25 protein-coding genes and 1 tRNA gene are annotated in these 25234 nt (G+C 41.6%); 7 read left to right on the forward strand and 19 right to left on the reverse strand.

Annotation, left to right across the window (positions count from 1 at the left end; translation table 11 throughout):
- Positions 1–35: 35 nt before the first annotated feature.
- The 6 genes from GWK51_RS08650 to uvrB all read right to left on the reverse strand — a co-directional run bounded on the left by GWK51_RS08650 (position 36) and on the right by uvrB (position 7323).
- Positions 36–710, reverse strand: a complete 675-nt coding sequence (locus GWK51_RS08650; protein WP_161933400.1) for a hypothetical protein — start codon at positions 708–710, stop codon at positions 36–38.
- Between the two features lie 12 nt (positions 711–722).
- Positions 723–1442: an MFS transporter gene (locus tag GWK51_RS08655; protein WP_161933401.1), complete on the reverse strand. Its 720-nt coding sequence runs from the start codon at positions 1440–1442 to the stop codon at positions 723–725.
- Between the two features lie 301 nt (positions 1443–1743).
- Positions 1744–3201: a glyceraldehyde-3-phosphate dehydrogenase gene (locus tag GWK51_RS08660; protein ID WP_142768234.1), complete on the reverse strand. Its 1458-nt coding sequence runs from the start codon at positions 3199–3201 to the stop codon at positions 1744–1746.
- Between the two features lie 280 nt (positions 3202–3481).
- Positions 3482–4417, reverse strand: a complete 936-nt coding sequence (gene rarD, locus GWK51_RS08665) for an EamA family transporter RarD (protein ID WP_161933402.1) — start codon at positions 4415–4417, stop codon at positions 3482–3484.
- A gap of 137 nt (positions 4418–4554) precedes the next feature.
- Positions 4555–5154: a lipocalin family protein gene (locus GWK51_RS08670; RefSeq protein ID WP_161933403.1), complete on the reverse strand. Its 600-nt coding sequence runs from the start codon at positions 5152–5154 to the stop codon at positions 4555–4557.
- Between the two features lie 123 nt (positions 5155–5277).
- Complete coding sequence (gene uvrB / locus GWK51_RS08675) at positions 5278–7323, reverse strand: excinuclease ABC subunit UvrB (RefSeq protein ID WP_161933703.1); 2046 nt, start codon at positions 7321–7323, stop codon at positions 5278–5280.
- 219 nt (positions 7324–7542) lie between these two features.
- On the opposite strand from uvrB, the gene GWK51_RS08680 reads away from it, so the two are divergent.
- Together GWK51_RS08680 and GWK51_RS08685 are read left to right on the forward strand one after the other, a co-directional pair.
- Positions 7543–8334 (forward strand): A1S_2505 family phage non-structural protein, encoded by a 792-nt coding sequence (locus GWK51_RS08680; protein WP_161933404.1) that lies wholly within the window; start codon positions 7543–7545, stop codon positions 8332–8334.
- 178 nt (positions 8335–8512) lie between these two features.
- Positions 8513–9955, forward strand: coding sequence for a sensor domain-containing diguanylate cyclase (locus GWK51_RS08685; protein WP_161933405.1), 1443 nt, complete (start codon positions 8513–8515; stop codon positions 9953–9955).
- A gap of 42 nt (positions 9956–9997) precedes the next feature.
- On the opposite strand, the gene GWK51_RS08690 is transcribed toward GWK51_RS08685, so the two are convergent.
- The gene (locus tag GWK51_RS08690) at positions 9998–10177 is read right to left on the reverse strand and encodes a hypothetical protein (protein WP_100241303.1); all 180 of its coding nucleotides are present in this window, start codon (positions 10175–10177) and stop codon (positions 9998–10000) included.
- A 214-nt stretch (positions 10178–10391) separates the two neighbouring features.
- On the opposite strand from GWK51_RS08690, the gene GWK51_RS08695 reads away from it, so the two are divergent.
- The 3 genes from GWK51_RS08695 to GWK51_RS08705 all read left to right on the forward strand — a co-directional run bounded on the left by GWK51_RS08695 (position 10392) and on the right by GWK51_RS08705 (position 13053).
- Positions 10392–11627, forward strand: a complete 1236-nt coding sequence (locus GWK51_RS08695; RefSeq protein ID WP_100241304.1) for a pyridoxal phosphate-dependent aminotransferase — start codon at positions 10392–10394, stop codon at positions 11625–11627.
- A 649-nt stretch (positions 11628–12276) separates the two neighbouring features.
- Entirely contained in the window at positions 12277–12522 is a 246-nt protein-coding gene (locus GWK51_RS08700) for a hypothetical protein (protein ID WP_100241305.1), read from the forward strand.
- A 96-nt stretch (positions 12523–12618) separates the two neighbouring features.
- Entirely contained in the window at positions 12619–13053 is a 435-nt protein-coding gene (locus GWK51_RS08705) for a PaaI family thioesterase (RefSeq protein ID WP_161933406.1), read from the forward strand.
- A gap of 44 nt (positions 13054–13097) precedes the next feature.
- Here GWK51_RS08705 and GWK51_RS08710 read toward each other — a convergent pair whose 3' ends face one another.
- Positions 13098–13544 (reverse strand): hypothetical protein, encoded by a 447-nt coding sequence (locus tag GWK51_RS08710; RefSeq protein ID WP_161933407.1) that lies wholly within the window; start codon positions 13542–13544, stop codon positions 13098–13100.
- Positions 13545–13791: 247 nt separating this feature from the next.
- Between GWK51_RS08710 and GWK51_RS08715 the strand changes: the two genes are divergently transcribed.
- A tRNA-Asn gene (locus GWK51_RS08715) sits at positions 13792–13867 on the forward strand.
- A gap of 179 nt (positions 13868–14046) precedes the next feature.
- Here GWK51_RS08715 and miaE read toward each other — a convergent pair.
- The 11 genes from miaE to GWK51_RS08770 all read right to left on the reverse strand — a co-directional run bounded on the left by miaE (position 14047) and on the right by GWK51_RS08770 (position 23328).
- Positions 14047–14700 carry a tRNA-(ms[2]io[6]A)-hydroxylase gene (gene miaE / locus GWK51_RS08720; RefSeq protein WP_161933408.1) on the reverse strand — a complete coding sequence of 218 codons (654 nt, stop codon included), beginning with the start codon at positions 14698–14700 and terminating at the stop codon, positions 14047–14049.
- Between the two features lie 20 nt (positions 14701–14720).
- Positions 14721–15446 (reverse strand): pyridoxine 5'-phosphate synthase, encoded by a 726-nt coding sequence (pdxJ, locus tag GWK51_RS08725; RefSeq protein ID WP_161933409.1) that lies wholly within the window; start codon positions 15444–15446, stop codon positions 14721–14723.
- Positions 15447–15459: 13 nt separating this feature from the next.
- Positions 15460–16170 (reverse strand): DNA repair protein RecO, encoded by a 711-nt coding sequence (recO, locus tag GWK51_RS08730; RefSeq protein ID WP_161933410.1) that lies wholly within the window; start codon positions 16168–16170, stop codon positions 15460–15462.
- A gap of 15 nt (positions 16171–16185) precedes the next feature.
- The gene (locus GWK51_RS08735; RefSeq protein ID WP_161933411.1) at positions 16186–16374 is read right to left on the reverse strand and encodes an NF038104 family lipoprotein; all 189 of its coding nucleotides are present in this window, start codon (positions 16372–16374) and stop codon (positions 16186–16188) included.
- 25 nt (positions 16375–16399) lie between these two features.
- Complete coding sequence (era, locus tag GWK51_RS08740; protein WP_407925976.1) at positions 16400–17422, reverse strand: GTPase Era; 1023 nt, start codon at positions 17420–17422, stop codon at positions 16400–16402.
- Between the two features lie 11 nt (positions 17423–17433).
- Positions 17434–18126 carry a ribonuclease III gene (gene rnc, locus GWK51_RS08745; protein WP_100241313.1) on the reverse strand — a complete coding sequence of 231 codons (693 nt, stop codon included), beginning with the start codon at positions 18124–18126 and terminating at the stop codon, positions 17434–17436.
- Positions 18098–18472: a DUF4845 domain-containing protein gene (locus GWK51_RS08750; protein WP_161933412.1), complete on the reverse strand. Its 375-nt coding sequence runs from the start codon at positions 18470–18472 to the stop codon at positions 18098–18100. Before GWK51_RS08750 ends, rnc begins: the two co-directional genes overlap by 29 nt.
- Positions 18473–18495: 23 nt before the next feature.
- A complete protein-coding gene (gene lepB / locus GWK51_RS08755; RefSeq protein WP_100241315.1) occupies positions 18496–19323 on the reverse strand; it encodes a signal peptidase I in 828 nt (275 codons plus the stop codon).
- Between the two features lie 21 nt (positions 19324–19344).
- Positions 19345–21162: a translation elongation factor 4 gene (gene lepA / locus GWK51_RS08760; RefSeq protein ID WP_142768218.1), complete on the reverse strand. Its 1818-nt coding sequence runs from the start codon at positions 21160–21162 to the stop codon at positions 19345–19347.
- A 173-nt stretch (positions 21163–21335) separates the two neighbouring features.
- Positions 21336–21788 carry an acyl-CoA thioesterase gene (locus GWK51_RS08765; RefSeq protein WP_161933413.1) on the reverse strand — a complete coding sequence of 151 codons (453 nt, stop codon included), beginning with the start codon at positions 21786–21788 and terminating at the stop codon, positions 21336–21338.
- Positions 21789–21948: 160 nt separating this feature from the next.
- Positions 21949–23328, reverse strand: coding sequence for a Do family serine endopeptidase (locus tag GWK51_RS08770; RefSeq protein WP_161933414.1), 1380 nt, complete (start codon positions 23326–23328; stop codon positions 21949–21951).
- A gap of 230 nt (positions 23329–23558) precedes the next feature.
- On the opposite strand from GWK51_RS08770, the gene nadB reads away from it, so the two are divergent.
- On the forward strand, positions 23559–25196 hold the full coding sequence (nadB, locus tag GWK51_RS08775) for an L-aspartate oxidase (protein ID WP_161933415.1): 1638 nt from the start codon (positions 23559–23561) through the stop codon (positions 25194–25196).
- Positions 25197–25234: the final 38 nt, after the last annotated feature.

Raw genomic sequence — 25234 nt, forward strand, 5'->3', positions numbered from 1 at the left:
ACGTTCAATTCAGCATTAAATAAACAATGTTTTACTTAGGGATGAATATTGCTTACTGGTAAATGCATGTTCATCTGTAAATTTGCAGATGTTTGACGTATAGCATTCATCATCGTGGCATCGAAACTGGCAATGCGCTCCATTTTCATCGGATCATTCAAATTTAACTGGGGTGCAAAATGATGCACTACATGCAAGCCAACATGTTCATCAAATTCGAAGTGGACAGGTCCATTGAATAGAATCTTCACAGGAATGGTGTATGCACGTTTAAGCTGAAACGGCACATCTAACTGAACAGGAATCTCGAGCTTTAAAGGAAACTTGGGCAATAATTGATTCTGATAAATCAAATCAGTTGTGGTTTCGACAGGCATCAATTGATCAATCTGGATCATGGTTTGATAGTCAATATTTACTGTAATGGGCGTTTCAACTTCAAACTGCAAATCTGCAAGATATTTTCCTTGTAAAGGCAGATTCAACTGACGATCAATATCGATTTGCGTGTTCAGCTTGCCTTTTGAATGAATATCTAAATAGTTACCCACATGAATTTTGGTTGCTAAAGCATCTGGCAACAGGATTTCAGAATGCTGTGCCGAAATTTGCATAGATGCGATTACATTGAGATAGAGCCAGAATGAAATCGCAATCGCGAGAACCAATCCCACAAAACTGACCAATAAAAATCGATAGGAAGAAAACATCTACTCACCCTCCTATTCCGCTCGAACCAATTGCGGTTGTTCAAACTGTGGCGATGAGAGCTTTAAGGTATTCAAAGGTACTTTTAATTCCCCTCTCTGAATTTTGACTGGCAAGGTATTTTGTACATCGACTGTGGCTTTTAAAGCCGTCTTGATCGGAACATTTAACTGACCTTGCACAGGGATCTCGGTCTTTAATATCGCATGCAAAGGTATATGCAAATTTTCTTTAAGGACTGTTTTAACAGGAGCATCAAATTTCAGGTGTACATTCTGCTCCAAGGGCACATTAATATGAATCGGTACATCAAGATTGATAGGTATCGAGCCTTTGAGCGGCAAACTGATATTTTTGCCCATCACCACAACATTCACGCGTGTATCAATGGGCAAGTTTTGCTGTACCTTCAAGGTTTCCTGTACAGGAATGGTGGTCTTAATCGGGACTTGATTATCAAAATACACACGGGGAGTCAGCGTTTGAGCAAGAGGAATCTCTAACTGTTCTTGAATGGGAATTTCAGCATGAATTCGTCCTGAAACACCAACATCCAAGGCATCGTGTATTTTAACCTTTGCCTGCAACGGCTCTTGCAAATCAATATTCACCGCCTGATTATGCAATGGAATATAAATATTGAAATGTTGAAAAACCCAAATGGCGAGTAAAACTCCACTCAACGTGGCTAAGCCTAAAAATGCCAAACCAGCAAACACTCTTTTTAATTGCAATGACTTAATCCTTTAAGTTCGTTTTTGATTTACTCAATTCATTTGAGTCATTGTTTTATCTTTAATCTGCATTGACGAGATAGAAATTGCTAAGCCCGTTATGGGCCAACATCGTTAGATCATTGCACCAGCATAGCGCAATAAATTTAATACTACTAATTTTGTCGGAATTATGACATTGACCCAATTTGAATGTTTGCAGTTATTTAGGTCAACTAAATAATGAATGTAACAAGCTTAAGAATTTTAAAGACAAAAAAAGAGCTTCATTTCTGAAGCCCTTTTTTCTTAACTGAACAAATTATGCATTTGTTTCAGCAGGAACTTTTGGATAGCTTAAGCCGCCCATTTGTTCAGCAATACGCAATACTTGGCAGCTATAACCCACTTCGTTGTCATACCATACGTATGCAGTTAAGCGGTTACCAGAAGTGATTGTTGCTTGCGCATCAAACACACCCGCAGTACGAGAACCAATAAAGTCAGAAGATACAACTTCAGTTGAATTGGTATAACCAATTTGACCTTGAAGGTTAGAACTGATTGAGATTTGACGGATGTATTCGTTCACTTCTTCACGATCAACTTCTTTATCAAGCGTCAAGTTAAGAATAGCAAGTGAAACGTTTGGTGTAGGAACACGTACAGAGTTACCTGTTAATTTACCTTGAAGTGCTGGAAGCGCTTTCGCAACTGCTTTAGCCGCACCAGTTTCAGTAATAACCATGTTCAGAGTTGCGGCACGACCACGACGATCTGCTTTATGGTAGTTGTCGATTAAGTTCTGGTCGTTTGTGAACGAGTGAACTGTTTCAACGTGACCATTTAACACTGTGTATTTGTCATGCAATACTTTCAATGTTGGTGTAATCGCATTGGTTGTACAGCTTGCAGCAGAAATGATTTGATCTTCATCAAGAATGTCTGCTTGGTTAACACCGAACACCACGTTTTTCATGTCACCTTTACCAGGTGCAGTCAAAATTACGCGTGCAGCGCCTGGGCATTTAAGGTGTTGAGCAAGACCTTCTGCATCACGCCATTTACCAGTGTTGTCAATCACAAGCGCATCTTGAATACCATAAGCAGTGTAGTCTACTTCTGATGGGCTAGACGCATAAATGACTTTGATGAATTGACCGTTTGCAATGATTGCTTCGTTTTCTTCATCAATAGAAATTGTGCCTGAGAATGTACCGTGAATAGAATCACGACGTAATAAAGAAGCACGTTTAGCCAAATCACCATCAGATGATTTACGTACAACGATTGCTTTAAGGTTTAAACCACGACCTAAACCAGATTGACCAATCATTAAACGTGCAAGGATACGACCAATACGACCGAAACCGTAAAGAACAACGTCTTTACCTTCTACAGAAGTTTGACGACCTTCCAATGATTTCACTGCATTCGCAACAAAAGCGTCAACATCGCCGCCTTGCGCTTTGTATTCAACAGCAAGTTTACCTAGATCAATTTCAGCAGTACCGATATTCTGGATTTTCGCCAATGCTTGAAGGATTGGGAAAGTATGAACAACTGAAAGTTCTACATCCATCATACGCGTACGACGGTGAGCTTTCAAAATCTGAATAACAGAACGGTTAACTAAAGAACGACCGTAAACTGAAGTCACGATGTTTTGCTCACGGTAAAGTTTACCGATTAAAGCAATCATTTGTTCCGCGATTTCTTCACGGTTTTTCCAGCGACCTTGGTGCTCTGCGTGTAGGGCGATAATAGTCTCTTTGCTCACAGATACGTCCTCTAATTAAATTGTATATCTAGGCATAAATTTCAAAACCCAACAATTGTAAAGGAATTGTCGGCAAGATTGAATCAAAAGCTGGTTCAGTCGCTGCTATTTTCCTACATATTCATTATAAATTTACAAAATAGTTGTAATTTTTGTGGTGATTGTACTTTTTCTACCAAATTTTTTAAAAAAGGGATTGGCCTTCAATCCCCCAATTGAACACGAGAATCAACTCATGCTGTTGATTCTTCGCTCTGCCTAAACATTTATATTAGCAAGGCTAATCTTGATCGTTTAAGCGAGCTTCTGCTTTTTCAATATTGCGTGCCAAGTTTTGTTTCAGGCGCTGCTGTTTATATAAATGTAAGCAGCCTTCCACCACCAAAACCAATACGGCAAACCAAATTGGAATATAGGTCAGCCATTCATCAGGCTTCACCTGTTCACCCAAGGCGATAGATGCTGCTGCCAATAACACGGGTTCGAGGTAACTCAGCAGACCAAACAGTACAAAGGGTAAAAAACGACTCGCGAGAATATAACTTCCCAAGCCCAGCGCACTTAAAAAACCCAAACCGACAATTGCCCAAATTAAATGTGGGTATTGAGCAATCAAGCTTAAAGACTCTGACGTCGATAATAAATAGAAAGCAACAGGCAAAATCAGGAACAAATCCCACCAAAAACCGCCCAAATGATCGGACTTGAATAATCGTCTGAGATAAAAATACAGGGGATAAGCCAAGGCGACATAGACCGTTTCCCATGCCACACCGCCAATTCGCCAAATCTCATGCCCTACACCGAGCGCAGCTAGGATCACAGCAACCAGCTGCCAGCGGGACAATTTTTCTTTATGCAGTACGCAGCCGATCAGTACCATGACCAAAGGCAACAGGAAATACCCTAAGGACACCTCCAAGCCTCGACCATTGATCGGCCCCCATAGGAACAGCCACAATTGGGAGGTACACAATACCGAGCTAATCAACAGCCACAACAAATAGATAGGTTTTTGAATGACTTTTTTGAACAGTTCAGTAATCAGCTTTAGCTCACCCGACCACCACATAAACAAAGTCAAAAATGGCAGCGTCGCTAACATACGCCATGCGAAAGTCTGTTCACTGTCTAAGGGTTTTAAAAATTCTGTATAGCCGTAAAGCACGCCAAAGGTGACGGATGCCAATACCGACAGTGCTACGCCTTTATACATGTTTTCACCCTAACTTTTTGTCGGGCTTAGTATACCGATTCGTGAAATAAAATACTTCAGGATTAAAATAACTTTCACGCAAATTTAAATTTTCGACAGCACACAGCGTCTATCGATTAATCTAGTTTCTAGCTGAGTTACTCTTCAGATTTTGCTTTGCTGTGTTGTGTTCGAATGAGATCCCCAAGGTCATAGCCGAGCGATTTGGCATACTCCAAATATTCATTCACCACTTCTGGCTTAGCTTCTGGGGTACGCGAGAGTACCCACATGTATTTACGGCGTGGCTCGCCAACCAATACGGTTTGATAATCATCATCCAGTTTTAAAATCCAGTAATCCCCTCGCGCTACTGGCAGCCAGCGCACAGCTTCGGGTAAAAAGCTGACTTGTAGCTTCGAATTAAAGGGCGGATTTTGCACAAAGGCTTCACCGATGGCTTGCTGCAATACTCCTTCTTGAGAATAACAACGGTTATCCACACTCACATTGCCATTTTCATTTAAGGTATACGTCGCAGAGACATCACGTGCACATTTATTTTGAAAGTACATGGGCTTCCGAGCAATCTCGTACCACACTCCCAAATAACGGTCTAATTCAACTTTTTCAACCACAGGCATGGGTTTGGTTTGTGCATACGCCAAAGTCGCAGCACCCAAGCCCACTAAAATTGCCCCACCAATGACTATTTTTGTTATACGCCAACTTGCTTTAGGAAGATTACTTTCACTCATAACAACATCCTTTAAAAGATTGATTTGGACCAAGCCCGAATGTAATTTCTTAAAAAAATAACGGGCTTTGACCCCACACACTGTAGCGTTATGTAATGATTTTGCAGTAAAAAGTTTGCGACTTTATTGCAACAGCTGCGCTTTCAAACGCACAATTTCATCTCTTAAACGTGCAGCTTGCTCAAACTGTAATTCTTTCGAAGCTTTCAACATCTCTTTTTCCAGTTTAGCGATGTGTTTGCTAAACAGTTTTGGATTCGACAAGAGATGTTGCTCATCCGCAGACAAGGCTTGTGCCTGATCAGCAAGCTTGGCATCAATTTGATCATCATTCAGGACTTCGCCCATGTCAATTTCCTTAACGACTTGACGCACTGCACTCCGTGGTGTGATGCCATGTTCCAGATTAAACTCAATTTGCTTAGCACGACGGCGCTCAGTTTCATCAATCGCCTTTTGCATGGAATCGGTCATTCGATCGGCATACAAAATCGCTTTGCCTTTTAAGTTACGTGCAGCACGACCAATGGTTTGAATCAGCGAACGCTCTGAACGTAAGAAGCCTTCTTTGTCCGCATCCAGAATGGCCACCAACGACACTTCTGGCATATCCAAACCTTCACGCAGCAAATTAATACCGACCAGCACATCATGAATGCCTGAGCGCAATTCATGAATGATTTTCACCCGTTCTACCGTATCAATATCGGAATGCAGATACGCGACTTTGACGCCATATTCTTTTAAGTAAGACGTCAGATCCTCTGCCATCCGTTTGGTTAAGGTGGTAACCAATACACGCTCATTCAACTCTTTACGAATATTAATTTCCGACAGTACATCGTCCACTTGCGTCAGCACTGGACGAATTTCAATTTCCGGATCAACCAATCCTGTCGGACGTACCACCTGTTCCACCACTTGTTCCGATTTTTCCAATTCATAGCGTGCAGGTGTTGCACTGACATAAATGGTACTTGGAACAATGCGCTCCCATTCCTCGAATTTCATTGGGCGGTTATCTAAAGCGCTCGGCAAACGGAAACCATAATTCACCAAGTTTTCTTTACGCGAACGGTCACCTTTATACATAGCGCCAATCTGCGGTACAGTCACATGTGATTCATCAATAATCAGCAAGGCATCATCAGGCACATAGTCAAATAAGGTCGGAGGTGCTTCGCCTGCTGGACGCCCTGATAAATGACGGGAATAGTTTTCAATGCCGTTGGTGTATCCCAACTGCTGCATCATTTCCAAATCGTAACGCGTGCGCTGTTCAATCCGCTGCGCTTCCAGCAATTTGTCATTTTCACGAAAGAAGACCAATCGTTCCTTCAGCTCTTCTCGAATCGTACCAATCGCACGCTCCAAGTTATCTTTGGGAGTCACATAATGGCTTTTCGGATAAATCGTGACACGTGGAACTTTGCGAATCATTTTCCCTGTCAGCGGGTCAAACCAGCGAATCGAATCGACTTCATCATCAAACAGTTCAATACGAATGGCGTGCTGGTCTGATTCGGCAGGGAAAATATCAATGATTTCGCCACGGATACGATAAGTTGCGCGTAAAAATTCCAATTCATTACGACTATATTGCATTTCCACCAGACGACGAATAATTTCATCGCGGTTAATGCGATCCCCCTGCACAATATGCAACAGCATACTCATGTAGGCATTCGGATCACCCAAACCATAAATGGCTGAAACCGAAGCCACAATAATCGCATCGCGGCGTTCGAGCAAAGCTCGCGTTGCAGACAGGCGCATCTGGTCAATATGGTCATTAATGGCCGCATCTTTCTCAATAAAGGTATCTGAAGATGGCACATAAGCTTCGGGTTGATAATAGTCATAATAACTGACGAAATACTCAACCGCATTATTCGGGAAAAATGCCTTGAATTCACCATACAGCTGGGCCGCAAGCGTCTTGTTGTGCGCCATGATAATGGTTGGGCGTTGCGTCTGAGCAATCACATTCGCCATGGTGTAGGTCTTACCTGAGCCCGTTACTCCCAATAACAATTGATTGCGATAACCGTGCTCAACACCATGCACTAGTTTTTCAATCGCTTGCGGTTGATCTCCCGCAGGTTGAAATTGAGTCACCAACTCAAAAGGTTGTTGACTGTCTTGCACAGGTTTTTGATGCTCTTGCATGGTTTCCATCTTCGACACATTCTGACCTACATAGTATGGGGGCAATTTGACAACATACAATAAGCTTTCATGTACATTTCACATTAATCAGATTGATCAACCTGCCTATCAACAAATATTCTGTACAACGCATCCAACTAAAAAAGCACAGCCTGCTACTTGACCCATGCCCTATTCAGTTGCAACATGAATCAATAATGATGATTAGATAAATGACTTATGCGCTACCATTACCACGACGAAACCATTGTTAAAAGTTTACCTGAAGATACCGTGTTTGTTTTTGGCAGTAATATGGCGGGTACGCATGCGGGAGGCGCTGCCAAAATTGCTTTATTACATTTTGGCGCCATGAAAGGTGCTGGTCGTGGCTGGGCAGGTCAAAGTTATGCCATTCCGACCATGAATGAGCATTTACAACAAATGCCGCTGTCGCAAATTCAGCATTATATTGATGATTTTAAAATCTATACCAAGCATCACCCTAAAACTAAATATTTCATTACCTCTATTGGTTGTGGCGTTGCAGGCTATAAAGTCGAAGAAATCGCACCGATGTTTAAAGGCATTTCACACAACGTCATTTTCCCTGTGTCATTCCGACCTTTTGTTGAACAACCTTTACCGAAACTTCGCCAAGCCTTCTTAAAAGCCGTGTTGCAAGATCAGGTCATTTTCCCGAACGAACCACTGGATCAGGTGATTGAACGACTTGATTTGGCAGACAATGAAAAAAGTCTGGCTAAAATCATCCTGAATACACCAATGTATCCAACCGATAGCAATGGTCGTGACCGTATTTTTGAAATCGAAGATATTGTGCATCGTTTAGATGAAAAAGGTTTTCGCGTTGACTCGCCGGTAGAGAGCCGCATGGTGATTGGTGGCGTCGTGCTTGCCCTGTTGGAACTTTACAACATCAACGAGCAAGATTTCATGGAAGTTTGGAATCATCAACGTGAAATCTCGGCTCCCAAAGCGGAAAATAAAGCCCGTAAATCGACCCGCTAAATCAAGCTTATCATACGAAGTGTTGTCTATCTGCATGGGTAGACAACCTCAAATTTAGGCAAATTTAATGCCAGAATGATCACAAAACCCAATTTAATGCTTTTATTGATCACATGATTTAAAAACAAATAAATTGTGCCTATACTAGACGCGACTTAAAAATAAATACGAGCAACACATGGAATTATTAGATTCCTCAATTTTTGATTTATCCCCTATTGCCATGTGGCTTGAAGATTTCAGTGAGGTCAAAAAACAGTTTGATCTGTGGCGCGCACAAGGCATTCAAAACTTAGAACAATTTTTACTTGAAGATGAAGCACGTGTTTTAGCATGTGCACGTAAAATTAAAATCCTGAAAGTGAATACCAAAACCCTAGCGCTATTTCAGGCACGCGACCTCGAACACTTGCAACAAAATTTGGATTTGATCTTTAAACAAGATATGGCAAAAACCCATATTCAAGAGTTATTAAGTTTATGGGATGGTCAAACCGAGTTTCTGAGTAGCACCGTGAACTACACTATTTCTGGGCAACGCTTAGATATTCAATTGCGTGGCACCGTGATTCCAGAACATGAACATGATTTGTCCTTATTACTCATTACCACAGAAGATATCACTCCTTATAAAACAGCGTGTCGCCTTGAAGAAAAAAACCGCTTACTCGCGGAATCCCGTTTTAAATACTCTCCAACCTCGTTATGGGTGGAAGATTTTAGTCGGATTAAATACCGTCTAGATCAACTGAAACACATGGGTATTCAGGACTTTCAGACCTTTTTAGATGTGCATAATGATTTTATTTTGCAATGTATTCAGGACATTGTGATTATTGATGTCAACCAAGCCACGTTGGATTTATTTGGTGCGGCAGATAAGGAAACCCTGCTTAAAAACACCCATAAGATATTTTCCAAAGAAATGCTGCAAACCTTCCGCGAACAGTTGATTGAATTATGGAATGGGAATATTCATCATCAACGTGAAGCCGTGAATTATGCCCTTGATGGCAGTATTCGGCATGTCTTACTACAGTTTACGGTTTTCCCTGATTATAAAGATGACTGGAGCATGGTTCAGGTTGCCTTAACCGATATCACTGCCCGCAAGAAAGCCGAAAATTATTTGGAATATCTGGGCAAACACGACGTGCTCACCAAACTCTATAATCGTTCTTTCTATACCGAAGAAATGAACCGTTTAGAACGTAACCCTTTACGACCTGCTTCTTGTATTTTTCTCGATATGAATGGACTCAAAGAAGTCAACGACAACTTCGGGCATGATGTCGGTGATGGCTTATTGCGTCGCATGGGCGGAATTTTAAATCAACTCATTCAAAATACCCTATATTCGGCTTCCCGAATTGGGGGCGATGAGTTGGTGGTACTTCTTCCGGGTGCCGATGAAGCAGCATTACAAAACTGCTTGCACAGCCTGCAAGAGCTATTGCATGTCGATAATCAATTTTATGCCAGCCAACCGATTAGTCTGGCAATAGGCTATGCCACCGTTAAAGAAAATGAACGTATAGAAGAGATGCTGAAACGTGCCGATCACATGATGTATCAGCAGAAACAGCAGTACTATGCACAATATGATCGCCGTGCACGTTAAATTTTTCAGATAAAAAAAGAAGTGCATTTGCACTTCTTTTTTTTAACGTTTACCCATGGAGCGACGTGTACCACGCGGTGGCATCCACGTACGATCTGCGTATTGCTCTGGCTTAGGACGAACCTGATTATGGGCAACATCGTCTTGCACTTGTTCCTGAGACGGCATTGGAAATGGGAGTTTTACCAATGGCTTTTTGGAAGTAGGCTGTTGCTTACTCATAACGATGACTCAAATTTAATTGCAACTATTTTAAAGTTTTTTATGCCACATAGCGAGCACTTCATTAAACTAACCTTTTCCCAGCAAATAGCTCTCCCCAAATAATACGGTCAATTTTTTATTAATTTGGACGCATTTTAAACAAACTAGCCCTAGATTTTAAGCTAAGATAGTGTGCTTTTAATTTTTTATCCCCATAAGAAGGAATTCCGCCGTGGACGTACGTCTATCTGATCGTGTAAATGCCATCAAACCGTCCCCTACATTAGCTGTGACAAACAAAGCTGCTGAACTTAAAGCTGCTGGTAAAAATGTCATTGGTTTGGGAGCTGGTGAACCAGATTTCGACACCCCGCAACACATCAAAGATGCTGCTATCGCAGCAATTAACAACGGTTTTACAAAATATACCGCTGTAGATGGTACGCCAGGCCTTAAAAAAGCAATTATTGCAAAACTTAAACGCGACAATAACCTTGACTACCAAGCGAACCAAATTTTGGTTTCTTGTGGTGGTAAACAATCGTTCTTTAACTTGGCGTTAGCTTTGTTAAACAAAGGTGATGAAGTGATTATTCCTGCACCGTTCTGGGTAAGCTATCCAGATATGGTGATCATCGCTGAAGGTACACCTGTTATTGTGAAATGTGGTGAAGAACAACGTTTCAAAATCACACCAGAACAATTAGAAGCGGCAATCACTGAAAATACACGTTTGGTGGTATTGAATAGCCCTTCAAACCCTACAGGTATGATCTATACCAAAGCTGAACTTGAAGCTTTGGCTGAAGTATTACGTCGTCACCCACAAGTCTTTGTTGCATCTGATGACATGTACGAACCAATCCGTTGGGATGATGAGTTCTACAACATCGCAACTGTTGCACCAGACTTATATGATCGTACAATCGTATTGAATGGTGTATCTAAAGCCTATGCAATGACTGGCTGGCGTATCGGCTATGCAGCGGGCCCTGCAAAAATCATCGGCGCAATGAAAAAAATCCAATCTCAATCAACTTCTAACCCAACTTCTATTTCGCAAGTTGCTGCTGAAGCTGCATTGAATGGTCCTCAAGATGTACTTGAGCCAATGATTGAAGCATTCAAACGTCGTCACGACTTAGTGGTAAATGGTTTGAATGAAATCAAAGGGATTTCTTGCTTACCAGCTGATGGCGCATTCTACGCGTATGCAAACATCCGCCCATTGATTCGCGCTAAAGGTTTGAAATCTTGCACAGAATTCTCTGAATGGTTATTAGAAGAAACTGGCGTAGCCGTAGTTCCTGGTGATGCGTTTGGCCTTGGCGGCTTCATGCGTATCTCTTACGCAACTGCTGACGAAGTCCTTGTAGATGCGCTTGCACGTATCAAGAAAGCGGCTGACTCAATTGAAGGCGTTGACGCTGCAATTGCCTCGATTGAAGCTGAAAAAGCGGCTCAATAATTTAGCAGTTTATTAAAAAAAAGAGCTCAACTTGGTTTGAGCTCTTTTTTTATACGCTGTGAAAAGCTATGGCTATTATTATTTATTAAACATCTCAACCGCCTTTTCCTCGGTTAATGCATCTATTGGCTGGCGCAGCACATAAAAATCGGGTTGATGATCCATATAACCTCACATCGCCAAAACTAACGCTTAAGCAAATTCATCTAATCTAAACATTTTCATATGACCAAAACGATGATCCTACTAACGCCTGAAAAATACCGTCCCGCATTGCTCTAAAGCCGCATATCCCCCCATTTTGAAGTTTGGAATACCCCTGTGTTCTCGCGACTGAAAGCCCAAGCTGTTCAGCTCATATCATTCATCATCGGCACATTATTATCCTAACATCAACAAAGTGAACCGTGACAAACATGGACTTGGTCATTCATCAGATCAATATATTTTTCTCTAGCAAATTGTTTGTATATTTGCTGTATCCCAATGAAACAATATCGAGAAATAGATCACCTTCTACATTGTATAAATAAATGTAATTCTTATTTATTTTTATGAATCATACATTTCGCAACATATTCGGCATGGCAACCCAAGCTTCGATCTTCTAAGATACGCTCACACACAGCTGAATGCCTATGAGTCCATCATGCGCTATAAGATTATCGATGTATACCGACAACAGAATATTAAACGTTACATTGCTAAATGCTTAAAAGCCCGCTCTCCTCAATTTATCGTGATTGAAAGTGCCCTCACCCTTTGTCGTGACATCGACATCGTCGATGTTGATCTTAACTCCGATCAGGCGACATGGGCTACAGGTGAACGTATTTGCTTAAATATTTTAACGGGCGCAGACAGCCTAGATAAAATTTACGAGCTTGATGCCTAACGCACCAGTTCTCATCTTTATTTGACTTCATTTCGTTATCCATATTAACTTAATTATTAAGTTCCTTTTTGGAACTCTCTAATTAAAGGATAAGCAATGAACGTAAAAGAAATGACAGGATTACAATTACTCGAAGCTATGTGTGCTGGGAAAATTCCTGCACCGAGTATTAGTGCGACCATTCCTATGCAACCGTATCAGGTCACGCTCGGAAGTATTCACTTTAAAGCCAAGGCAGATCAGCGACATTTAAACCCACTGGGTGGAGTCCATGGAGGCTTTGCCGCAACCGTACTGGACTCAGTCACAGGTTGTGCTGTTCATAGCATGTTAGAAGCAGGTGTAGGCTATGGCACCATTGATCTCAATATTAAAATGTGCCGTCCAATTCCTCAAGATAAGGAACTGATTGCAATTGGCACCGTAATTAATATGAGTAAAAATTTAGGAATTTCTGAAGGTAAAATAGTGGATGAAGATGGCAAACTTTATGCCCATGCCACTGCAACCTGTATGATTATTCGCGCTTAAATGTATAAGCACAACACTGGAATGTGTCGTGCATATACAATGAATTAGGCATGGTGATAGTTCTTTTGAGCAGCATCCAATTTAAATTGTGGCGCAGTTAAAGCTTTGTAATAACAATAGTATTTTAATGTTCGCTCGAGCTGAATCGTACATGCAGCATTACGGGATTGAGACCACGCTTGAGCTTGTAATGGCTTAGACCAAAGCTGACCGTCTAAGGCATAGACGTAAACACGCTCTTTTACTTCAGTTTCGCTAGAAAAATAAGATGCAATCCAACTTTGACGTTCAGATTCAACCAACCATTTTTCTGAAAACCAGAGTTGTAGTAAATCACCTAGATAAAGTTGCACAGGCGCAAAAGGACGCACAGAGATAAAAGCACCTTCAACTGCAGTGTAATATAACTCTGGCTGTTGAATAAGCGACAGGTAGTTGTCTTGATAGTATGAGAATTGAGAAAAAATTTCAGGGATGCTGAGCGTATTCATTCGCTTACTCCGTTTAGCCATTTTAGTGCTGGCAAGTTGGTTTAAATCCACACTGTTGAAGTTTTTCACCTCAACAACTTTCTGTAATTAATCTAACAATGCTTTTTTCAAAGCACAAGCTCATTTTCCTATTTTTCCTAAATTTTGAATTGTTTGCCTAAATATGCGACACACACACTCTAAATCCACTTTTTTCTGTTCTTAAGGCTTGACCCATTTTAAAATCTGCTTATAATCGCACTCAGATTCTCCAATAGCTCAGTCGGTAGAGCGACGGACTGTTAATCCGCAGGTCCCTGGTTCGAGCCCAGGTTGGAGAGCCAAATACAAAAAAGCCCGCAGCATTAAAGCGGGCTTTTTTATGCCTATTGTTTTTCATTTTCTATGCGATATGAAACTCTAGGCACTACGGTATACGCTTTAACGTTAAATCATTTCGGACGAAAAATTAGGTTTATAAAAATTAAAAAAGGCGCTTAATTTCTTAAGCACCTTCTTCAGTTTACGCTGCTTGCACAGGTATTCCACTATGAAAACGAAAAGTCTCATCTGGAGATAAAATCAGATTTTTTTCCACTTCACGAATATGTTCAATTCTCTGCTGAATATCCTCTTCAGGATTTTTCAATTTTCCTGTCCGCGCAACATCCAAAGCCAAAGATAGATAGTCTTCAAAATGGCGTGATTCGGATTTAAGCAAGTAGCGGTAATAACGACCCAACTCTTCATCTACGAGCGGCGCAAGCGCATGGAAACGCTCACACGAACGTGCTTCAACAAATGCACCTATAATCAAAATATCAATTAAAGCTTCTGGCTCATAAGTACGCACTTCTTTACGCAATCCACCCGCATAGCGACCTGCACTCAAATTTGACCACGCTTGACCACGTTTGTTCATCAACTCAAGAACTTGCTCGTAGTGCAGCATTTCTTCACGGACAAGTTGAGCTAATTTCACCTGTAAATCCGTAAAAAAACTGTAGCGAAACATCAGGTTCATTGCTGTCCCTGCGGCTTTCTTTTCACAGTTGGCATGATCTTGCATCAAAATATCAAGATGATTTAATGCTTCATCTAACCAAGCTTGTGGCGTAGTACAACCCAAGAAACCCAATACAGGCTTCATCAAGTCATCATAATCGATTGTTGACATAATTTAAGCTAAACTCAGTATTAACGCGCAGCTTTAATGACAGCTTTCATTTGCTGCACAGCTTGCGCCAAGCCCACAAACACAGCATCTGCAATTAAAGAATGTCCAATATTTAATTCATAAATCTCAGGAATTTGAGCAATCGGTGTGACATTTTCAAGGTTCAAACCATGCCCCGCATTGACCACCAAACCTTTTTCCGCAGCGTAACGTGCGGCTTTTACAATTCGGTCCAACTCATGCTGCTGCGCTTCAGCCGTTTCAGCATCTGCATAAGCACCTGTATGAATTTCAATGGTTGGTGCGCCACAAGCCACAGCTGCGTCAATTTGGGCAAAATCAGCATCAATAAACAACGAGACATCACACCCGATAGCCATCAATTCTTGCGTTGCAGCTTTAACATCCTCAAAATGCCCCACCACATCCAATCCACCTTCAGTCGTCACTTCCTGACGCTTTTCAGGTACAAAGCACACATGCTGTGGTTGAATTTCTTTGGCAAAGGCAATCATTTCCGCTGTGACTGCAAGCTCCAAATTCATTCGTGTCTTTAGGGCTGGACGCATACGACGTACATCATCATCCTGAATATGACGACGATCTTCACGTAAATGTAAAGTGATCCCTTCTGCACCAGCCTGCTCACAAATTAAAGCAGCATTAACAGGGTCTGGATAACTTGTCCCACGCGCTTGACGCAATGTTGCAACATGGTCAATATTTACACCAAGTAAAGCAGCCATTATTTTTTCCTAATCATGTTTTAGATTGAGTGTTTTGAATCCACAGTTGGCGACTTTTAAGCGGTCGATCTCCCAACAAGGATGTGATCATTTGCCGATACAGCTTTGACAATAATTGTAGCTGTTCTGGATTAAATTCCCTACCCTTTTCATAGTGCTGCATCGATAGAATCTGTGCACCCACCAAGGTTGAAGATGAAGCACGAATAGTGGGAATAAATCCATCACTTAATTGAAAGGTATAATTTTGCTGATCCTGTATTTCTGCTTGATTCGCATCTGTTGTGAAATCAAGTGGATAACCCAGCTCTTCCAGCAAAGCATATTCGAATTGGCGCAGGATTTGTCTTAGAAACAGCGCAGGATGCGCTTGTTCGTTCAGGATCTGTAATGACTGAATTGTCGACGCATACTGAGCAAAGGTCTCTGGCATTTCAACTTCTAATGGACACAGGCGCAATAGAATTTCATTGAGGTAGAAGCCTGAAAAAAATGCATCACCGAAGAAAAAAATCGGATGATGCATAATTTCTAACTTACTGAAGTTTTTCAATTCAGATTTGCCCGATGCCTGTAAACGCAGCGGCTGATATTGTGGAGGGGGTGTTTGACGCAAGATACCATCTACACGGCCGTATTCTTGAGTGAATAAATGGACGATGTGACTCCGCTCACGATACTTACGGTGGTGAATCAAATAGCCATGTAGAACTTCATTACGCATGAATCAACATTAATCCTACTGATCTTGATGAGTTTCATCAGCCTTATCATCCCCATCAGGGATCACAGCACCCACAACTGCAACCGTGCCTTTCACCACACCTTTTGTAGTTTTGTAAGCCACTTTCACAGGAACTGTAACGACTTTATAAATACAGCCTTGTAAACAAAATACACTCGCCACAATTAACCAAGCCTTTAGCATTACAATTCCTGTTCGCAGTTAAATCTTAGATATCGCTATACCCAAGACTTTTCAGTGCACGTTCATCATCAGACCAACCACCTTTCACTTTCACCCAAAGTGTCAGCATGATTTTCTGTTCAAACATCTTTTCCATATCGGTACGCGCATCCATACCAATTTTCTTCAACTTGGTCCCTTTTTCACCAATCACAATGGCTTTTTGCCCTGGACGATCAACAAAAATCGTCGCATCAATATAGGTACAAGCAGGTTTGAGTCTGCCTGTTTTTTCATGAATCACCGAATCTTCGGTACGGAATGATTCAATTTGTACCGTTAAATCGTAAGGTAATTCTTCACCCAATTGACGCATGATCTTTTCACGAATAATTTCAGATGCCAAGAAACGCTCTGAACGGTCTGTAATCTGATCAAGTGAATACAACGGTGGTTGGAATGGCAAATACTGTTCAATGGTATTGCGCAAATGCTCAAGGTTCGCACCACGAAGTGCAGAAACTGGAACAATCTCAGCGAAATTCATCAGTTTTGCGCGCTCTTGAATGAGTGGTAATGCCTGATTTTTATTTTCTAGTGTATCTAATTTATTGATCACAAGAATCACAGGCATTTCAGCATTTTTCAGCTTTTCTAAAACCAGTTCATCGTTTTGTGTCCACTTTTGCGCATCCACCACAAAAAGCACCAAGTTAACATCGCGCAAAGCCGAATGTGCAGCACGGTTCATCATTTTATTGATGGCACGCACTTCTTTTTTATGCATCCCTGGGGTATCCACAAACACCGCCTGAGATTTTTCACGTGAATCAATTCCGACAATTTTATGGCGTGTCGTTTGTGGTTTACGTGAAGTAATAGAAAGCTTTTGACCCAGTAAGTGATTCATTAAGGTCGATTTACCCACATTAGGACGACCGACAATCGCAACAAAACCACTTCTAAAATCAGCAGGAATGGTTGTGCCTTGTTCACTGAAAAACTGGCTAATTAAATCATTATTGTCGCTTGGCGACTCGTGATCAGCATCAATGTGATCGGAATTCATGGTCATGCAGTTTACTGCTCCAATAGTTTTAAAATATCCGCCGCTGCAGCTTGTTCTGCAAAACGACGACTTGAGCCTTCGCCCTTAAATAAAGGTAATCCATCTACCGTGCAATGCACTTTGAAATGTTGATTCGGTGCATCGCCTTGGATATCGACTACCTCGTAGAGCGGCAACGGCTTTTTACGCGCTTGCAAATATTCTTGCAATCTCGATTTCGGATCTTTGAGCTGATCGGTTGGCTCTATATGATCCAAATACGGTTCATACCATTTTAACACGATTGCTTGTAGGACAGTTAAATCAGCGCAATCTACATAAATTGCACCGATAATTGCTTCTACAGTATCTGCCAAAATGGATTCACGATGATGACCACCTGACTTTAACTCACCCGTACTCAAAATCAAACTGGTGCTGAGCTTCAAGTCATTGGCAATTTTACCCAACGCCTCTTGCCTAACTAAAGTGGCACGCATTCGAGTTAAACGCCCCTCATTTTCCTGTGGATAGGCATGATATAAATAATTGGCGATGATCATTCCTAACAACGAATCACCTAAAAACTCAAGGCGTTCGTAATTATACTTGTGGCTCACCGAACGGTGTGTCAATGCAAGCTGTAATAATTCAGCTTGCTTAAACTGGTAACCGATACGACTCGCTAAGCGCATATCACTTAGTTTGGACTGACCTTTGATCAAAACTTTTCTCAAACTTTAACACTAAATCAATATTCAGTAAGAACGGCTTTCTTACCTCATAACTCTTTTTCACTTGTATCCCATCAGTATTGGTTACTTGTGCAATATCTTTAAAATTGACATCTCGAATATTATTCATTGTCAGACGCTGCTCCATCTGAGTATTAAATTCATCCGAACCAATCTCTTTGGGGCTACTTTGCAATAACTCTGTGATTTGAGTATCAATCACACGATCATCCCAATAGGGAGCCCACACTGCAATGGCGACTTTTGCTAAGAAAGCAAAACCAATAATTGCAATTAAAAATCCAATATAAGACGCACCTTTTTGATTTCGACGCATTTTTTATTTTCCATTTTGGTCAATTAATCAATTTTACCGTTACGGCTAAATGACGGTAGTTTGAATCCAGGCTCTTTATGCATCCACACATAAAATGCTCGCCCAGTTAAGTTTTCCTCAGGCACAAATCCCCAAAAACGACTGTCCGCACTTTGATCGCGGTTATCCCCCATCGCAAAATAGTGCCCTGCTGGAACTTTCACTTCCCAATATAAACCATTTTCAGTTGAGTATTTACCATTTTCAACATAATTAATGAATGGTGCTTGGCGAGCAACATTCACCCCTTCTAGTTCACGCATCGTAAATGTATGCTGACCTAAAGTCTCTTTATGATAGATCGAAGTTGGTGTATCTAATGCATCCTTCTCACGACTAAATTCAACAGGTACTTTCGCAACCTTTTGACCATTAATCGTCAATTGCCCATGATCATAAATAATATGATCCCCTGGTAGACCAACAACACGCTTGATATAGCTAATGGTTGGCTGAGGTGGATAACGGAATACAATCACATCTCCACGCTCAGGCTCACCTACATCAATAATTTTTTTATTGACGATCGGTAAGCGTACACCATAGTTAAACTTATTCACCAAAATAAAGTCACCCGTTTCCAAGGTTGGCACCATAGAATCCGATGGAATATTAAATGGCTCGTACAGGAATGAACGCAATACCAGAACTACCGCCAGAACTGGCCAGAAGTCATATGCCCATGTGATAATGAAATTTTCATTTCCCCTGCCTTTGGTTTGTCTTTGTTTAAATACAAACTTATCCAGCAACCACACCAAGAAAAAAATCAGCGTGGCAGGCACGAGTATTAAATTAAAATCAAAATCCATGAGCTAAACGACCTCTAATTCTTATCTTTCTACTTTCAACACAGCCAAGAACGCTTCTTGCGGGATTTCAACGCTACCCACTTGCTTCATGCGTTTCTTACCTTCTTTCTGTTTAGCAAGGAGTTTCTTCTTACGTGAAACGTCACCGCCATAACATTTCGCCAAGACGTTTTTACGCATTGCCTTGACGGTTGAACGCGCGATAATTTGTGCGCCAATGGCTGCCTGAATTGCCACATCGAACATTTGACGTGGAATCAAATCTTTCATCTTTTCAACCAGTGCAATACCACGATGGCGAGCATCTTGACGGTGACAAATCATCGCCAAGGCATCCACTTTTTCACTGTTAATTAAGACATCAACTTTAACCAAAGATGAGCTTTCAAAACGCACAAAGTTGTAGTCCAAAGAGGCAAAACCACGTGAGCAAGACTTCAATCGATCGAAGAAGTCCATCACCACTTCTGCCATTGGAATTTCAAAAGTCACAGACACTTGATTACCCAAGAACTTCATGTCCTTTTGTACACCGCGACGCTCGATACATAAGGTCATCACGTTACCCAAGTATTCTTGCGGTACGAGAATATGACATTCTGCAATTGGTTCACGTAAATCTTCTACCGTCGAGCCATCAGGCATTTTCGATGGGCTGTCGATATAAATCGTTTCGCCTTTTTTAGTCAAAGCTTCATATACAACTGTAGGTGCAGAGCTAATCAAATCAAGGTCATATTCACGCTCAAGACGCTCTTGAACGATCTCCATGTGTAGCATCCCCAAGAAGCCACAACGAAAACCAAAACCAAGTGCATCTGAACTTTCAGGTTCGAAGAATAAAGCAGAATCGTTAATTTGTAATTTCTGTAATGCTTCACGGAACGGTTCGAAATCACTCGAATCGATTGGGAAAAGACCTGCGTAAACCTGTGGTTTCACTTTTTTGAAACCTGGTAAAGTCGTTACTTCAGGCGTAGCTGCAAGCGTAATGGTATCACCCACTGGCGCACCAAAAATGTCTTTAATCCCTGCAATCACAAAACCAACTTCACCCGCTTCAAGCATGTCAGTTTCTGTATGTTTTGGATTAAACACACCGACAGAGGTTACAGGATGGGTTTGTCCAGTTGATTTCACCAACATTTTGTCGCCCTTACGGATACGACCTTGCTTGATACGGACCAAAGACACAACGCCAAGGTAATTATCGAACCATGAGTCAATAATTAAGGCTTGTAAAGGTGCTTCACGATCACCTACTGGTGCAGGAATGACATCCACTAAACGCTCAAGCACACCTTCAACGCCCAGACCTGTTTTTGCAGAACATGTTGGCGCATCTGTCGCTTCAATGCCGATAATTTCTTCAATTTCGTGAATCACACGCTCAGGCTCAGCTTGCGGCAAGTCAATTTTGTTCAAAATTGGTAGAACTTCTAGACCTTGCTCAATCGCGGTATAGCAGTTTGCAACTGACTGTGCCTCTACACCCTGTGCAGCATCCACAACCAATAATGCCCCTTCACACGCTGCCAATGAACGCGAAACTTCATAGGAAAAGTCTACGTGTCCTGGTGTATCAATGAAGTTCAATTGATATTCTTGACCATTTGGATGAGTGTAATAGAGCGTTACAGATGCTGCCTTAATGGTAATCCCACGTTCGCGTTCTAACTCCATCGAGTCCAAAACTTGGGCTTGCATTTCACGATCTTGTAAACCGCCACACATTTGAATAAAACGGTCAGCCAAAGTCGACTTACCATGGTCAATGTGAGCAATAATCGAAAAATTTCGGATGTTATTGATATCAACGGATTTTTTAGCTTGCGCCATGAGTTACCTTAAGAAAAAAATAGTGCCAAGTACAAAGCAGAGGTACTAAGCGTAAGCGGTTAAACAAATTGCTGCCGATTATAACAGATTGCAAAAATGAAAAAGTGATAAATTCGTTTAAACGCTTAGGTTTTTAAGACTGTACATTTTTCAAACATTACGCTATTAAGCCCTTAAGCAAGATAAGAAATACTAAAATCCAGCGGATTAATCTGCTCGTTTAACGGTTGATAGGCCTGCGAGAAGGTGGGTGAAATACGTTTTGGCCGACCTGTCGCAATTTCTACGCATGCCCACTTGGTTTGCCCCATAAATAACACGGCCTGATCGGCTGGACGATAAAACGCATACTGACGAAATAAATACATGCTATTGATATCGCTTAACCATGTACGCAGAACAATTTGATCTTCCAATAATGCAGCTTTTCGATATTGCACATGATGCTCCACTGCAACCATGGCATGTTTCAACTCTAAATATTGCTGGATCCCCAGTCCTAACTGGTCAATATGTGCTGTTGCGACATCTTGCATCCACTGCACATACACCACATTATTGACATGCCCCAAAGCATCGATATGCTCAGGTTGAACCGTTAAATCTAAATCAAAAATCGCACTCATTAATTCGCTCATCCTTTCCATGGTTTCATTCGAGTTTTAAAAACCATGTTTTTATTTCCATCAAGTTGTCTGCTGAATTGTATATCAGCCAAATAAAATGCCAGTCTAAACTGAATAGACTGGCATTTTCTAGTTCAACACGCTCTTGAAAATCAGATCTTTAAATACGCATACCGACAATGGCACGCTGTCCTTCACGAATCAGTGACACACGCACCACGGTCTCTTTCTTCAACCCTGAAACGGCTTTTACAAAATCGTTCGCATTCTTAATGGTCGTACTATTCAATTGCGTAATAACATCTCCTGGTAAAATACGCGCCTGTGATGCCACGCCACCACGCATCACATCCTGAATGAGTACGCCACCCTGAATATTCATCTGTGACAATTCTGTTGGTGTTAAATCACGAATGGCAACGCCAATTTTCGGCCCCGTACTTTCAGACACTTGCTGAGCTTTAGCTGGTGTATCATCAGGTGCTGTGGTTAAAGTTGCTGAAATATTTCGTGTTTTATCATCTCGCAACACTTCAAGCTGAATGGTTTGATTTGGAGCTGAACGGTTTAAATAATTGAGTAATTCAGATGTGCGTGAAATCGATGCGCCATTATATTTCAGTACAATATCACCCGACTTTAAGCCTGCTTTGGAAGCTGGCGAGTTCGCTGTTACATCCGTGATTAAGGCACCTTCAGGTTTTGGCAAATTGTAGGATTCTGCCAAATTACGGTCGATATCCTGCATGGACACCCCAAGATAAGAGCGAGTCACTTTACCATTCTTTTTCAACTGATCTGCAATATCCATGGCGACATCAATTGGAATAGAGAACGACAAGCCCATATATCCGCCTGTTCCACTGAAAATGCGCGAATTGACACCCACCACTTCCCCGCGCTGGTTAAATAGTGGACCACCTGAGTTACCCGGGTTTAACGCCACATCGGTTTGAATGAATGGTACGGATGTTTCACCCATCATGTTACGCATTTTGGCACTGACAATACCCGCCGAAGCTGAATAGTCAAAGCCGAAAGGTGAACCAATCGCCAACACAGGCTCGCCCACTTTCAATTGATCTACATTACCCGTTTTGAGTGACGGAAATTGATCACCTTTGACCTTCAGCAACGCCACATCGGTACGTTCATCGCTCCCCACAACGGTAGCATCCAGTTCTCGACGGTCATTCAACATAATGGTGACCTTTGAAGCATTCTCTACCACATGATGATTGGTCAACAGATAACCATCTTTACTAATAAAGAAAGCACTTCCATAAGCAGTTTTTTCTTGCGGAACCTGTTGCTGTGGAATGATGACCTGATTACCAAAAAAACGCTTCAGGATTTCAGGGACTTGTTGTTGCATGATTTCTTCTTGGGTCATTTTTTTGACCACATTCACACTCACAACCGCAGGACTGACTTGCTCAACTAAATTTGAAAAATCTACGGCAGGTGCGGCTTGTGTTTGTACTGCCGCCATCGTAAATACCGCAGCATACATTCCTTTTTGTAGATAGCCACTATTCATAAAACTCATTCACTCAATTATTGTTACGTCTTTGACAAAAAAATTTTTATCATAAAACTTGTTATTCTTGCGTAATAATATGTTCAATTATGTTTTAGCAAAACAAGTACTTATTTTTAGATAATGTTTGTGCACCTTGATTGCTTTTTCTGATTAAGACTCGACTATTTTACACTTGCCTTTTATCGCAAAAAGCGTTGTCATTACCAAACTTTTTTTAAAATTAGCTGATGGAAATGTCTAATTTAAGCTCAACGCATCAATTTGATGTGATTATTGTGGGCAGTGGTGGCGCAGGTTTAAGTTTAGCACTGTCATTACCTCATCATTTCAACATTGCAGTTTTAGCAAAATCGACCCTGACGGATGCCAGTACTTACTATGCACAAGGTGGGGTTGCCGCTGTTTTGGATGAAACGGATTCCATTCAACAGCACATTGATGACACCATGATTGCAGGTGCACAATTATGTGAACTTGATGCAGTCAAACAAACCGTCGAAGGCGGCAAACCTTCTGTCGATTTCCTACTCAATAACGGCGTACAGTTCACTTTAGATGAACAATCGCAGTTACATTTAACCCGTGAAGGTGGTCATTCGCAGCGTCGTATTATTCACGCAGCCGATGCCACAGGTCGTGCCATTTCGACCACACTGGTACAACGTGCACAAGAAAAAGACAATATTACGATTTTTGAAAATTTCATTGCGATTGATCTGATTACCTCGCAAAAACTTGGTCTAGAAGAAAGCCATAATCGAGCACTCGGTCTGTATGCGCTGGATGAAAAAACCGAACAAGTTCATACCTTTTTAGCACCGTTTACTGCACTGGCTTGCGGCGGTGCAATGAAGGCTTATCTTTATACCTCAAACCCTGACATTGCTACAGGTGACGGTATTGCCATGGCATATCGTGCAGGTTGCCGCGTGGCAAATATGGAATTTAACCAATTCCATCCAACCTGTTTATACCACCCACAAGCTCGCTCTTTCCTGATTACCGAAGCCATGCGTGGTGAAGGTGCATATTTAAGACTGCCTGATGGCGAACGCTTTATGCTACGTTTTGATGAACGTGCTGAATTAGCACCTCGTGATATTGTCGCACGTGCAATTGACTATGAAATCAAACGTTTAGGGATACGCCATGTCTGGTTAGACATTACGCATAAGCCAGAAGCTTTTGTGAAAGAACACTTCCCGACTTTATATGCACGATTGCTCGAATTAGGCATCGACATTACCAAGGAAATGATTCCAGTAGTCCCTGCCGCACATTACACCTGTGGTGGTGTCGTGGTAGATGAGCATAGCCAAACCGATATTCAGGGCTTATATGCTGTGGGTGAAACATCCTATACAGGACTGCATGGTGCAAACCGTATGGCGAGTAACTCCCTACTTGAATGTTTCGTGTATGGCATGAGTGCCGCGGAGCATATCAAATCGCAATATATCGCCGACTACCATTCACCAGCAGTACCAGAATGGGATGATTCTCAGGTCATGAACCCTGATGAAGATGTCGTTATTCTGCAAAACTGGGATGAATTACGTCAAACCATGTGGAACTATGTCGGCATTGTTCGCACGACTAAGCGTTTACAACGTGCACTACACCGTATTGAAATGCTCAAGCGTGAAATTACCGAATACTATGAAGATTACCAAGTCAGCAAAAACCTGATTGAATTGCGTAACCTGGTCTTAGTCTCGGAAATGATTGTGCGCTGCGCGATGGAACGCAAAGAATCGCGTGGTTTGCATTTCACCTTGGATTATCCAGAATTAGCACCTGAATTACGTAAAACCGTACTCACACCGCCTAACTTCCAAGTTGAAACACCACTGGTCAATGTTTAAATCAAAACAACACAGGTACAGTCTTTCATCGACTATAC

Origin of the sequence: Acinetobacter kanungonis, assembly GCF_009939195.1 — a bacterium.
In the GTDB taxonomy this organism is placed as follows: Bacteria; Pseudomonadota; Gammaproteobacteria; order Pseudomonadales; family Moraxellaceae; genus Acinetobacter; species Acinetobacter kanungonis.